Origin of the sequence: Paraburkholderia sp. BR10872, from assembly GCF_040965835.1 — a bacterium.
GTDB classification, from domain to species: Bacteria; Pseudomonadota; Gammaproteobacteria; order Burkholderiales; family Burkholderiaceae; genus Paraburkholderia; species Paraburkholderia nodosa_A.
Map to the genome: position 1 here is coordinate 19,516 of NZ_JBFRCN010000022.1, position 11,587 is coordinate 31,102.

The following is an 11,587-nucleotide window of genomic DNA, read 5'->3' on the forward strand; positions in this document are numbered from 1 at the left end:
GCCTGTTATTCATGTGAGCAGGCCCTTAGTGTATCGCCCGCGCCGGGACCGGTCGCGCGGCAGCGCATCAAATGCGCTTTGAATCGAGCGGGAAGTCGCTGCGGGAATGGCCGCGCTTCAGTGCGCGTGCGGATGCCCGCGCGCTGGCGTGTGCCTGTGCGCGACGTCCGGCATCTCCAGTGCGCAGCGATGCTCGCTCGTGCCGAGATCCACCTGCAACGTCACGTGCCGCATGCCGAAGCGCACCTGGAGCGACTCGACCATATGATCGAGCGCGGCGTCGCCGGGGTGCCCAGCCGGCATCACGAGGTGCGCGCTCAACGCACAGCCCGTGGTCGAAAGCGCCCAGACGTGCAGGTCATGCACGTCGACGACCCCCTCCTGCTGCACAAGGAAGCCGCGCACGCGCACGATGTCGACGTTCTCGGGCACGGCCGCGAGGGCAAGCCGCACCGACTCGCGCAACAGCCCCCAGGTGCCGTACACGATCACGAGCACCACGGCGATCGACATGAGCGGATCGATCCAGCTCCAGCCGGTCGCAAGAATCAGCAGACCGCTCACGGCCACGGCGGCGGAAACACCGGCGTCGGCGGCCATGTGCAGGAAGGCGCCGCGAATGTTCAGGTCGTCCTTTTGCCCGCGCATGAAAAGCCATGCCGAAAAACCGTTGACCACCATGCCGATGGTCGCCACGACGAACACGTCGAAGCCCGCGACCGGCGCCGGATGGAACAGCCGGCCAAGCGCCTGCGCGAGGATCGCGCCGCACGCGAGCAGGAGCAGCGCGGCGTTGGCGAGCGAGGCGAGGATCGACGAGCTGCCGAACCCGAACGTGAAGCGCGCCGACGGACGGCGCATGGCGAGCCACCCGGCGCCCCAGGCGAGCAGCAGGCCGAGCACGTCGGAGAGATTGTGGCCGGCGTCGGCGAGCAGCGCGGTGGAATGCGCGAGCACGCCATACACCGCCTGGACGACGACGATGAAGACGTTTAGCGCGACGGCGATGGCGAACGCGCGGCCGTGGCCCGCGACGCTCGCGTGATGATGGTGATGGTGGCCGTGCGCGTGAGCCTGTCCGTGCGGCGCGTGGGCGTCGTGCGCAGGGTCGTGCTCGCCCTCGTGCTTCCCGGCGCCCTCGCCGTCATGCGCGTGTTCGTGATCCGCTGCGCTCATGCGCCCTCCTGCCATTGCGCCGAGGGCTCGGCCACGTGTTCCAGCATGCCGGCGATCATCGCGCTGATATGCGCGTCCGCAGCCGTGTAGAAAATCTGTTTGCCCTCGCGTTCGGCGCGCACGACGCGCGCGGCGCGCAAAAGCCGCAGATGGTGACTCACGAGCGACGGCGAAAGACCGAGCGTGTCGGCGATTGCCCCCACGGCGATCCGGTCCTCGACACAGGCGAGCACGATGCGCAGACGCGTTGCGTCGCCGAGCAAACGAAAGAGGTCGGCGAGCGGTACGATGCTCTCGTCATCGGAAACTGGGGTCATGACTACACACGATACATATGAACAGATGTTCATATGTTAGTTCGGCAACAGCGGCAGGTCAACTTTCATTCAACATTCGGCCAACTTCGGGAACGGGTCCGCGAGTGTGGGAAAATGCCGCCTTTGTGTCTCGATCGTTTTGCTTCTTCAGTCATGGAACAGCTTTTTGTCCGCGCGTACGCCGCACATCGCGACGGCCGGCTGGACGACGCCGAGCGCGACTACCGCGCGACGCTCGCCGCCGATCCCGTGCACGTCGATGCGCTGCATCTGCTCGGCGTGCTGCGGCATCAGCGAGGCCAGCACGCCGAAGCCGCGGACCTCGTGCGTCGCGCGGTCGCCTTGCGCCCTGACGACGCCGCGCTCCAGCTGAACCTGGGCAACGCGCTCAAGGCACTCGGCGAACTGGAAGGCGCGATCGAGCGCTTTCGCAACGCGCTCACGCTCGCACCCGCCTTTGCCCTCGCGCATTACAACCTCGGCAACGCCTATGCGGCGATCGGCCGGCACGAGGACGCGATGTACGCGTTCGGCCAGGCCGTGCGCCTGCAGCCCGGCGACGCCTCCTCGCACAACAATCTCGGCAACGCGCTGCACGCGCTCGGCCGCCATGCCGAAGCCGCCGACTCGTTTCGCCGCGCGCTCAAGATCCGCCCGGGCCATGCAGGGGCGCACAACAATCTCGGCATGTCGCTCAACGCGCTTGGCGACAGCGCGAGCGCGATCGAACAGTTCCAGAAGGCGCTGCGCGTGCAGCCGCGCTTCGTCGCCGCGCATTTCAATCTTGCGAATACGCTCGATGCGACCGGCCATCACAGCGAGGCCGTGGCCGCCTTCGAAACGGCGCTTTCGCTGCAGCCGCATTTCGGGCCTGCCCTCTTCGGGCTCGGCAATGCGCTCGCCGCGCTCGGCCGCCACGACGCTGCCATCGGACCCTACGAGCGCGCGATCGGCTTCGATCCGAAATTTGCCCTCGCCTGGCTTGCGCTCGGCGTGGCGCATCACGCGCTCGGCCGCCATGCGGCCGCTCTGCGCGCCTTCGACGAAGCGCTGCGCGTGCGGCCCGATCTGGCCGCCGCGCATTTGAATCGCGCGCTCACGTGGCTCACGCTCGGCGACTTCCGGCGTGGACTGCCCGGGTACGAATGGCGGCTCGATCCGGCCGCACGCGACGAGGCGCAAGCCAACGCACCGCGCGGCGCGGGCTACACCCCGCCCCCGCAGGTGAGTGCACCGATTGCGCCGCGCACGCCGCAAAGTGCGCTGCCACGCTGGCACGGCGAGCCCCTGAACGGCCGCACGCTGCTGATCGAGGCCGAGCAGGGGTACGGCGACACGCTTCAGTTCGTGCGCTTCGTGCCGCAAGTCGTGGCCGTGGCACAGAAAGCCAGTGCGCGCGTCGTGCTCGAAGTGCAGCGCGCGCTCGTGCCGCTCATCGCGCCCGCGGCCGAGGCCTGGCGTGTCACGCTCGTCGAGCAGGGCGCGCCGCGGCCGGCCGCCGACCTGCACTGCCCGCTCCTCTCGCTGCCGCTCGCGCTCGGCACGAGCATCGACACACTGCCGGCGCGCACGCCCTACCTCAACGCGAGCACTGCCTACAGGCGCAAGTGGCGCGGCTCGCTGGGCGGCCAGGCGCGGCGCAAGATCGGCCTCGCGTGGTCCGGACGCATCCAGAAGCACGAAAATCGCGCGATTGCGCTCGCCGCGCTCGAACCGCTTTTCGCGCTCGACGGCATCGACTGGATCGTCCTGCAGCCCGAACTCAGCGCAGCGGAACACGCGGCGCTCGACGCGCATCCGCGGGCGCGCTCGATCCACCGTCTCGGCGGCAAGCTGCAGGACTTCGCGGATACCGCGGCCGTGATCGAACGTCTGGACGCCGTCGTGTCGATCGATACGTCGATCGCCCACCTCGCGGGCGCGCTGGGCGCAAAACTTTGGGTCATGCTGCCGTTCGCCGCGGACTGGCGCTGGTTTGCGGGCACCGACGAAAGCCCCTGGTACCCGCGCGCGCGACTCGTGCGTCAGCCGCGCCCGCATGCGTGGGCGGAAGTCGTGGAGACGGTCGCGCGCGAGTTGCGCGACGCGTAAGCGACACAATGAAAAACGGGGCGCCTGAGCGCCCCGTTTTTTATTGCTTTTGCCGCGAAATCGCAGATCAACCGATCCGCAAATCAAGCCGCCTTGTACTGATTGCGCGCTTCCGGCGTGCGATAGAGCACGAGCGTCGCGATCAGGCCGCACACGCCCGCGACGCCCATCCACGCACCCGGCGCAGCCTTGTTGCCGCTCACGTGGATGAGGTAGGTCGAGATCGCCGGCGTGAAACCGCCGATCGTCGTCGCGAGGCTATAGGCAAGCGAGAAGCCGGCGGTGCGCACGTCGGCGGGCATGACTTCGGTGAGCGCCACGACCATCGCGCCGTTGTAGCAGGCGTAGAGGAACGACAGCCACAGCTCGACCGTGAGCAGGCGGCCGAACGACGGTTCCGCCACGAGCCACTGCACCGTGGGATAGGCGGTGAGGATCGTGAGCACAGTGAAGGTGATCAACATCGGGCGGCGGCCCACACGGTCCGAAACCGCGCCGGAAACCGGCAGCCAGAAGAGATTCGACAAGCCGATGCAAACCGTCACGATCAGCGTGTCGATCTCGTTCAACCTGAGCACTTCCTTGCCGAAGGTCGGCGTATAGGCGGTAATGAGGTAGAACGACACGGTGGTCATGATGACCATGCCCATACCGGCAATCACGACGCCCCAGTTCTGCACCATCGACGCCATGATTTCGCCCATCGACGGACGATGCTTCCTCTTCGCGAACTCCTCCGTTTCCTGGAGCGAGCGGCGAATGATGAAGAGGAACGGCACGATCAGGCAGCCAATGAGGAACGGCACACGCCAGCCCCAATTCGTCATATGCTCAATCGGCAGCAGGCGATGCAGCAGCACGCCCAGCAGCGCGGCAAACACCACGGCGACCTGCTGGCTGCCCGACTGCCACGAGACGTAGAAGCCCTTGTTGCCCTTGGTCGCGATCTCGGAGAGATAGACCGAGACGCCGCCCAGTTCCACGCCCGCCGAGAAGCCCTGCAGCAGGCGCCCCACCAGCACGAGCGCCGGCGCGAGTATGCCGATGGTCGCGTAACCCGGCACGACGGCAACCGCGAGCGTGCCGAACGCCATCAGGCCGAGCGTGAGCATGAGGCCCTTGCGGCGGCCGTGATGGTCGATGTACGCGCCGAGGATGATGGCGCCGAGCGGACGCACGAGGAAGCCTGCGCCGAACACGGACAGCGTGAGCATCAGCGAAGCGAACGCATTGTCACTCGGGAAGTAGGTCCGGGCGATCGCCGAAGCGTAGTAGCCGTAGACCATGAAATCGTACATTTCCAGGAAGTTGCCGCTGACGACGCGGAAAACGGTCCGGAATTTCGATTCGCCTGGGGATGCGTGGGACGCGGTAGACATGACACTCTCTGAAGAGACTGACCGGGAAGCCTGAGCGGCTCGCGGGACAGTGAGAAACAATCACTCGCGGTAAAGCGAGGGTCGCGCGGGCGCGCGCGCGGGCATTTTATTGTGCGGTACACGCCGGGACTCAGATATTCGGGCATTTCCTTAAAAGAGGCTAGCAAAAAGCATCAACGGAAGTCATTTCTTCCATTTTTATTACGATTACACTTCGTCACGCTTTCATGCGTGGCAAGCCCGCCGCGAATATCCTCGAATGGGGCAAAATATCTTGCAGCAGGGCTCGGCGCGCGGCCCCCGACGCGCGCCCTGATCCAGACGCCCACACGTCCGCCATCCGCATGCCCGAAATCCCCGCCCTCACGCTGCGTCCGGCCACCGTCGCCGATGCTCCCTTGCTCGCCGCCATGCACGCCGCAAGCTGGCAGGCCACGTATCGTGCGCTGCTGCCCGCTGCGTTTCTCGAGCGCGAAGTCGACGCCGAGCGCGCGGCTTACTGGCGCGCGCGCATGGAGGCGCCAGGCGGCGAACGGCGGCTCGTTCTGATCGCCGAGCTTGCATCGGGTGCGGCCGTGGGCTTCGTGTGCGTCGAACGCCAGCCAGGCTCTCCCTGGGGCGTGTTGCTCGACAATCTTCATGCGCTGCCGGCGCATCAGGGCACCGGCGTCGGCAAGCGGCTCATGCGCGCAGCGCAGGACTGGGCGCGCGCCCAGGGCGAGACGCAGCTCTATCTGTACGTGCTCGACGGCAACACGCCCGCGATTGCGTTCTATGAGCGCCAGGGTTGGACCTATTCCGGCTCGGAGCCCGACCGCATGGGCGGCATCGACATTACCGCACTGCGTTACGTATACCGGCTCGACGAGCTCGGAATCAGGTAGGACTCCGAGGAAGGCGACCGAAATAAAAAAGCCGCACGCAGGTTGCGCGCGGCCGGGATGGGGTTGCAGCGTGGTTGGCAATCAGAAGCGGGTTTCGCGCGCGGTTCGCAAGAAGGTGTCGAGCAGCGGCGTGCAGTCGAGCAGTTCGGGACCGCCTGCGCGATGGAACTCCGGGTGCCACTGCACGCCCACGACGAACGGCGAGCGCCGGTAACGCACCGCCTCGATGAGCCCGTCGCCCGCCGAAACGGCCTCGACGGTCAGGTCGCGTCCGAGATTCCTCACGGCCTGATGGTGAATCGAGTTGACGATCGCCTCGCGCCGCCCCGGGAACATGGTCGCGAACGTCGAGCCCTCCGGGAACGTGACCGCGTGTCGATGCTGGTCGTAATGCTCGCTCACGTGCACGCCGGCCGTCGGCACGTCGCTCGCGATGTCCTGGTAAAGCGTGCCGCCGAACGCCACGTTGATGAGCTGGCAGCCGCGGCACACGCCCAGCACCGGCTTGCCCGATTCGACGAACTCATGCAGCAGTTCGAGTTCGTACATGTCGCGCACACGGTCGCCCGGCCATTCGGGGCGTGGCGAGATTTCCGCATACGTCTGCGGCGAGACGTCGGCGCCGCCCTGGAGCAGCAGGCCATCGAGGTGCTTCGCGTAATCGCGCAGGCGGATATTGCTCGGGTGCAGCATCCCCTGGTGCCCGACCGTCGGAATCATGAACACGATGACGTCCCGGGACATCACCCAGTGTGCGATCGATTCCTCCAGGTACTGCAACGTCTTGCCGCGCAGCCCTTGCGCGCCCGGCTCCGGGTGGAAGATCCGCGCCGAGACGCCGATGCGCAGCGTGCGCTGCGTGATGCGCTGTCCGGCGCGGTCGAACAGTTGCCGCGCTCGCGCCACGACGATGCGGCCGAACACCGCCCAGGCCGAATCGCTCGCGCGCAGATAGCGCGGCGGTTCCGGCGGAATGGCACCGGGCGGCGGGGGATGATGTGCCGTAAAGTCGGGTGCCTGGCCGAAGCCGGCCGGCGCGGCACCAGGACGTTGCGGCGCAGCAGACGCTGCCGCCTCGCCCGTGCTCGCCGGTTCGGTATGCGGGGCCGGCGCGGGCGCGGCCTTGCCGGCCTCGGCGGTTTCGCTGATCGGAATACTCGGCGTCGTACCCGCCGGCGTCTGCTTCGGCAACTCGCCGGGCGTGGAAGCCGCTGCTGCCCCCCCAGCGCTGGGCGTAACGGTCGAAGCGCTTTCGGGCGCGTCGGTCGAGGCACGTTGCGCGGCCTCCCCAGAGGGTGAACCGGAGGGCGATGCGGAGGGAGAACCAGCAGAAGTGCCGGGAGAACCGGCGGGAGGAGAGGACGGGGCCGCGGGGGCGCCGGCGGGACCGGCATCGGCAGGACGGCTTGCGCCGTCAGGGACCTCGGGTTGGTCTGATTTGTTATCGCTCATGACGTGGGGTCAGGCGCGCGGCGCGCGAACGAATGAACAGGCTTTGATTATCCGTCGCACGGCACGCCGCCGCCACCCCCGCACACAATTGCTCACATCCCGTCACACCAGCGGCGTCTCGACCGTGCTCAGGTCAGGCATCCGGACGCTCGTCGAAGGTCTCGCGCAACGCAATCTGCATCGACGCGTGGATCCTCACGCACCAGCGCCACAGCAGCATGGTCAGCGCCGCCGCGCACACCAGCACGCCGACGAGGAACCCCGTGGGCGGCAGGATCGTCCCCGAGAGCGCCGCCACGAGCAGGAACACGCCGAACATCGAGACCACGGGCACCAGTTCCGCAATCACATGACGAATCGCACGTGTGAAGCGCCCTGCCTTCTCCGGCTGCACACTCACTTCGGCGAGCAACAGCGCGAGCGACTGCGTCTTGCGCCACACCGCCACGAGAAACGGCATCGCGAGCACGAGCGCGGCGCTCCAGAGCACGACGCGCTGAATGCGCTCGTCGCCGATCCAGTGTGCAAGCAACGGCGACGCGTAGCGCGCGCCATACGACACGCCGATGAAGATCGCCGAGACCAGCGCGAGATTCACGGCAATCTGCACGACGATGCGCTTCGTGAGCGAGAAGATCGTCGGCCCGTCCGAGCGCGGCACGAGGCAGCGCAGCCATTGGCCGTACATGCCGAACACGTTCGAGACGGCGGGCGGCATGGCGCGCGCGAGGCGCTGCGAGAGCGGATCGGCAATGCGGATGAGGTAAGGCGTGGTGAGCGTCGTGATGGCCGAGACGGTCACGGCGATCGGATAGAGAAACCCGCTCGTCACCTTCAGCGTGAGTCCGAGCGAGGCGATGATGAACGAGAACTCGCCGATCTGCGAGACGGTCATGCCCACGCGCATGGCGGTGCGCCCGTCGCGGCCCGCGAGAAAGGTGCCGAGGCCGCACGACACGAGCTTGCCGAGCACCACGGCAATCGAGATCACGGCGATCGGCCAGGCGTAATCGACCAGCACGAGCGGGTTGAGCATGAGCCCGATCGTCACGAAGAAGATGGCGGAGAACGCATCGCGCAGCGGCGCGACGAGATGCTCGATGCGATGCAGATGGCGCGACTCGGCCATGACCGCGCCGATCAGGAATGCGCCGAGCGCGATCGAATAGTCGAGCTTCACGACCAGCAGGCAAAAGCCGAAGCAAAAGCCCAGCACCGAGACGAGCAGCATCTCGTCGTTGCCCACGCGCGCGATGTAGCCGAGCACGCGCGGCACGATCAGGATGCCCGCGAGCAGCGAGACCAGCATGAAGAGCAGCAGCTTGCCGAGCGTGATGAGCGCGATGCCCGGCGAAAGCTCGCCCGTCTGCGCGATGCCGCCCAGCAGCACGAGCATGGCAATGCCGAGAATGTCCTCGACGATCAGGATGCCGAATACGAGTTGCGCAAACGGCTCGCGCTTCACGCCGAGATCGGAGAGCGCCTTGACGATGATCGTGGTCGAAGAGATGGCGAGAATCGCACCGAGGAACAGGGAATCCATCGTGGCCCAGCCGAACGCGCGACCGATCTCGTAGCCGATCCACAGCATCAGCACGATTTCCGAGAGCGCCGCGACGATGGCGGTCGCGCCCACCTGGAAGAGCTTGCGCAGGCTGAATTCGAGCCCGAGCGAGAACATCAGGAACACCACGCCGAGCTCGCCGAGCGTCTGGATGGTCTGCTCGTCGTGAATGAGCTGGAACGGCGGCGTGTACGGCCCGATGATCACGCCCGCCGCGATATAGCCGAGCACGACCGGCTGCTTCAGGCGATGAAACAGCACGGTGACGACGCCTGCGAGCGCCATCACGACTGCCAGGTCCTGAATGAAGCCGATTCCGTGGTGCATGAAGGTCTTTCCTTACAAATAGCTATCGAGTCTGAGCATGTTACCCGATGCACGGCGTGAGCCAAATCGCACGCAAGGAAAAAAGCCGACCTACAATGATGCGACCCTTGCAGGCGCCGACCGCCCTCGGCGCCCTTCGCCGGCGGGCCGCCCGCCTGCTTTGCTGAACTTCGCGCAGCGCGCCGCCGCGCATTGACCGAGTCTTCCGCCGCCATGACCACCGCTTTTACCCCGTTCCCTCCCCTCGCCCAGCTCGCGGCCGATCTCGCCGCGGGCCGCACGACGAGCCGCGCGCTCGCCGAAGCCGCGCTCGAGCGCATCGCCGACCCGGCCGGCCAGGGCGCGACCGTCTTCACGGAGGTCGACGCCGAGCGCGTGCGCGCCGCCGCCGACGCGCACGACCGCCTGCGCGCGTCCGGCACGGTGCTTTCGCCGCTCGCGGGCATCCCCGTCTCGGTGAAGGATCTGTTCGACGTGGCGGGCGAAGTCACGCGCGCGGGCTCCACGGCGCTCGCGAACGCGGCGCCCGCCAAAGAGGACGCCACCGCCGTCGCGCGGCTGCGCCATGCGGGGGCGGTGCTGATCGGCCGCACCAACATGAGCGAATTCGCGTTCTCGGGGCTCGGCCTGAATCCGCACTACGGCACGCCGCTCTCGCCCTGGCGCCGCGGCGTGGCAGGCGACGCGCGCGTGGCGGGCGGTTCGTCCTCGGGCGCGGCGGCCTCGGTCGCGGACGGCATGGCCGCCGTCGCGCTCGGCACCGACACCGGCGGCTCCATTCGCATTCCCGCCGCGTTTTGCGGTCTCACGGGCTTCAAGCCCACCGCCGGGCGCATTCCGAAAACGGGCGGCGTGCCGCTCTCCCCCACGCTCGACTCGTTCGGCCCGATCGGCAACACGGTGGCGTGCTGCGCGCTCACGGACCGCGTGCTCGCCGGGCTGGCGCCGCACGTGCCGGCCACGCGCCACCTCGAAGGCGTACGCCTCGGCGTGCTCACCCACTACGTGACCGACGGCGTGGACCCCGAAGTCGCGGAAACGATCGATACGGCGCTCAAGCATCTGGATGCCGCCGGCGCGATCGTGAGCGAAGTCCGCTTCGCCGCCTTCGAGCGCTTCGCCGAGATCAACCGCATCGGCTTCTCGCCGATGGAAGCGTATGCATGGCACCGCGAGCTGATTGCGAAGCATCGGGACCAGTACGACCCGCGCGTGCTGGTGCGCATCCTGAAGGGCGAGCACGCGACGGCCGTCGACTATCTGGATCTGATCGCCGCGCGCGCGTCGGTCATGGCCGAGGCGCAGGCTACGCTCTGGTCGCGCTTCGACGCCGTGATCGCGCCGACTGTCCCCATCGCGCCGCCGCCCGTCGCCCCGCTTGCCGCCGACGACGATGTCTTCGCGCGCACTAATGCACTCGTGCTGCGCAACCCGAGCGCGTTCAACTTCCTCGATGCGTGCGCGCTCTCGCTGCCATGCCACCACTACGGCGCAGCGCCAGTCGGGCTGATGCTCGCCGCCGCGCCTGACAACGACGACGCGCTGCTCGCCATTGGCCGCGGCGTCGAGGCCGTGCTCGCGCCGCTGCGCTGATTTGAGCGGGAATCGCTTGAGCCCCCCTGCGCGGGGGCAAGGACACGTCCGCGCCGCACGCAACCTTCGCGCTAGAATCCCGTCACGCCGTCGCAGCCGCCCGTGCGCTGCGCCAGATAACCCGAACGAACGAGCCTCATGAACGACGATAACGCGCTGTTGCGCCGCGAGCGCGGCCTGCTGGTCCTCCTTGGCCTGATCTGCCTCGCGCTCCTGGGCGGCGCCCTGTACTTCCAGTATGTCGAGCATCAGGACCCGTGCCCGCTGTGTATCCTGGGGCGCTATTTCCTGATCCTGATTGCGGTCTTCGCCTTTCTCGGCGCGCGTATGACGAGCTGGCGCGGCGTGCGCGTGCTCGAAGCGCTCGTGGTGCTTTCGGCGGCAGGCGGCGCAGTCGCGTCCGCGAAGCTCGTCTGGGTGCAGGCGTTCCCCAACTACAGCTGCGGTTTCGACACGCTGCAGCCCATCGTCGATAGCCTGCCTTTCGCGCACTGGCTGCCAGGCGTGTTCAAGGTCCAGGGTCTTTGCGAAACCACCTACCCGCCGACGCTCGGCCTGACCATGCCGGTGTGGTCGTTGCTCGCCTTCATCATCGTGTTCCTGGCCGTGATCCTGAGCCTGTGGCGCAACCGGCGCCGCCAGGTGTCGTGGCCCGGCATCCGCCGCTGACCGGTTAAAGGGCGCACCGCGCCATTTCAGGCTCCGCCGGCTCTTCAAACGCTTGCGCCGCCCAGCCATCGGGCGGCCCGCCCGCCAGCGCGAGGCGAGCGTGAGCCTTGCACCGTAGCATCGAATCGCGCACGA

Annotated in this window: 9 protein-coding genes; 4 read left to right on the forward strand and 5 right to left on the reverse strand. The window is 67.5% G+C overall.

The window, feature by feature from the left end; genetic code table 11:
• Positions 1-117 precede the first annotated feature (117 nt).
• Together AB4Y43_RS18510 and AB4Y43_RS18515 are read right to left on the reverse strand one after the other, a co-directional pair.
• On the reverse strand, positions 118-1,176 hold the full coding sequence (locus tag AB4Y43_RS18510; protein ID WP_368728477.1) for a cation diffusion facilitator family transporter: 1,059 nt from the start codon (positions 1,174-1,176) through the stop codon (positions 118-120).
• The gene (locus tag AB4Y43_RS18515; protein WP_368728478.1) at positions 1,173-1,493 is read right to left on the reverse strand and encodes an ArsR/SmtB family transcription factor; all 321 of its coding nucleotides are present in this window, start codon (positions 1,491-1,493) and stop codon (positions 1,173-1,175) included. Before AB4Y43_RS18515 ends, AB4Y43_RS18510 begins: the two co-directional genes overlap by 4 nt.
• A gap of 153 nt (positions 1,494-1,646) precedes the next feature.
• Between AB4Y43_RS18515 and AB4Y43_RS18520 the strand changes: the two genes are divergently transcribed.
• Complete coding sequence (locus AB4Y43_RS18520; protein WP_368728479.1) at positions 1,647-3,584, forward strand: tetratricopeptide repeat protein; 1,938 nt, start codon at positions 1,647-1,649, stop codon at positions 3,582-3,584.
• 83 nt (positions 3,585-3,667) lie between these two features.
• On the opposite strand, the gene AB4Y43_RS18525 is transcribed toward AB4Y43_RS18520, so the two are convergent.
• Positions 3,668-4,963, reverse strand: a complete 1,296-nt coding sequence (locus tag AB4Y43_RS18525) for an MFS transporter (protein WP_368728480.1) — start codon at positions 4,961-4,963, stop codon at positions 3,668-3,670.
• 344 nt (positions 4,964-5,307) lie between these two features.
• Between AB4Y43_RS18525 and AB4Y43_RS18530 the strand changes: the two genes are divergently transcribed.
• Positions 5,308-5,847 carry a GNAT family N-acetyltransferase gene (locus tag AB4Y43_RS18530; RefSeq protein WP_069262656.1) on the forward strand — a complete coding sequence of 180 codons (540 nt, stop codon included), beginning with the start codon at positions 5,308-5,310 and terminating at the stop codon, positions 5,845-5,847.
• Between the two features lie 81 nt (positions 5,848-5,928).
• On the opposite strand, the gene AB4Y43_RS18535 is transcribed toward AB4Y43_RS18530, so the two are convergent.
• Positions 5,929-7,299, reverse strand: a complete 1,371-nt coding sequence (locus AB4Y43_RS18535; RefSeq protein ID WP_069262657.1) for a gamma-glutamyl-gamma-aminobutyrate hydrolase family protein — start codon at positions 7,297-7,299, stop codon at positions 5,929-5,931.
• Between the two features lie 133 nt (positions 7,300-7,432).
• Positions 7,433-9,190: a cation:proton antiporter gene (locus AB4Y43_RS18540; protein ID WP_368728481.1), complete on the reverse strand. Its 1,758-nt coding sequence runs from the start codon at positions 9,188-9,190 to the stop codon at positions 7,433-7,435.
• Between the two features lie 213 nt (positions 9,191-9,403).
• On the opposite strand from AB4Y43_RS18540, the gene AB4Y43_RS18545 reads away from it, so the two are divergent.
• Together AB4Y43_RS18545 and AB4Y43_RS18550 are read left to right on the forward strand one after the other, a co-directional pair.
• On the forward strand, positions 9,404-10,783 hold the full coding sequence (locus tag AB4Y43_RS18545) for an amidase (RefSeq protein WP_368615998.1): 1,380 nt from the start codon (positions 9,404-9,406) through the stop codon (positions 10,781-10,783).
• A 138-nt stretch (positions 10,784-10,921) separates the two neighbouring features.
• Complete coding sequence (locus tag AB4Y43_RS18550) at positions 10,922-11,452, forward strand: disulfide bond formation protein B (protein ID WP_069262660.1); 531 nt, start codon at positions 10,922-10,924, stop codon at positions 11,450-11,452.
• Positions 11,453-11,587 lie beyond the last annotated feature (135 nt).

Excerpts from the sequence above, each read along its gene's own strand:
- AB4Y43_RS18510 (WP_368728477.1), bottom strand. The coding sequence starts at position 1,176 with ATGAGCGCAGCGGATCACGAACACGCGCATGACGGCGAGGGCGCCGGG.
- AB4Y43_RS18540 (WP_368728481.1), bottom strand. The coding sequence starts at position 9,190 with ATGCACCACGGAATCGGCTTCATTCAGGACCTGGCAGTCGTGATGGCG.
- AB4Y43_RS18515 (WP_368728478.1), bottom strand. The coding sequence starts at position 1,493 with ATGACCCCAGTTTCCGATGACGAGAGCATCGTACCGCTCGCCGACCTC.
- AB4Y43_RS18545 (WP_368615998.1), top strand. The coding sequence starts at position 9,404 with ATGACCACCGCTTTTACCCCGTTCCCTCCCCTCGCCCAGCTCGCGGCC.
- AB4Y43_RS18525 (WP_368728480.1), bottom strand. The coding sequence starts at position 4,963 with ATGTCTACCGCGTCCCACGCATCCCCAGGCGAATCGAAATTCCGGACC.
- AB4Y43_RS18530 (WP_069262656.1), top strand. The coding sequence starts at position 5,308 with ATGCCCGAAATCCCCGCCCTCACGCTGCGTCCGGCCACCGTCGCCGAT.
- AB4Y43_RS18550 (WP_069262660.1), top strand. The coding sequence starts at position 10,922 with ATGAACGACGATAACGCGCTGTTGCGCCGCGAGCGCGGCCTGCTGGTC.
- AB4Y43_RS18535 (WP_069262657.1), bottom strand. The coding sequence starts at position 7,299 with ATGAGCGATAACAAATCAGACCAACCCGAGGTCCCTGACGGCGCAAGC.
- AB4Y43_RS18520 (WP_368728479.1), top strand. The coding sequence starts at position 1,647 with ATGGAACAGCTTTTTGTCCGCGCGTACGCCGCACATCGCGACGGCCGG.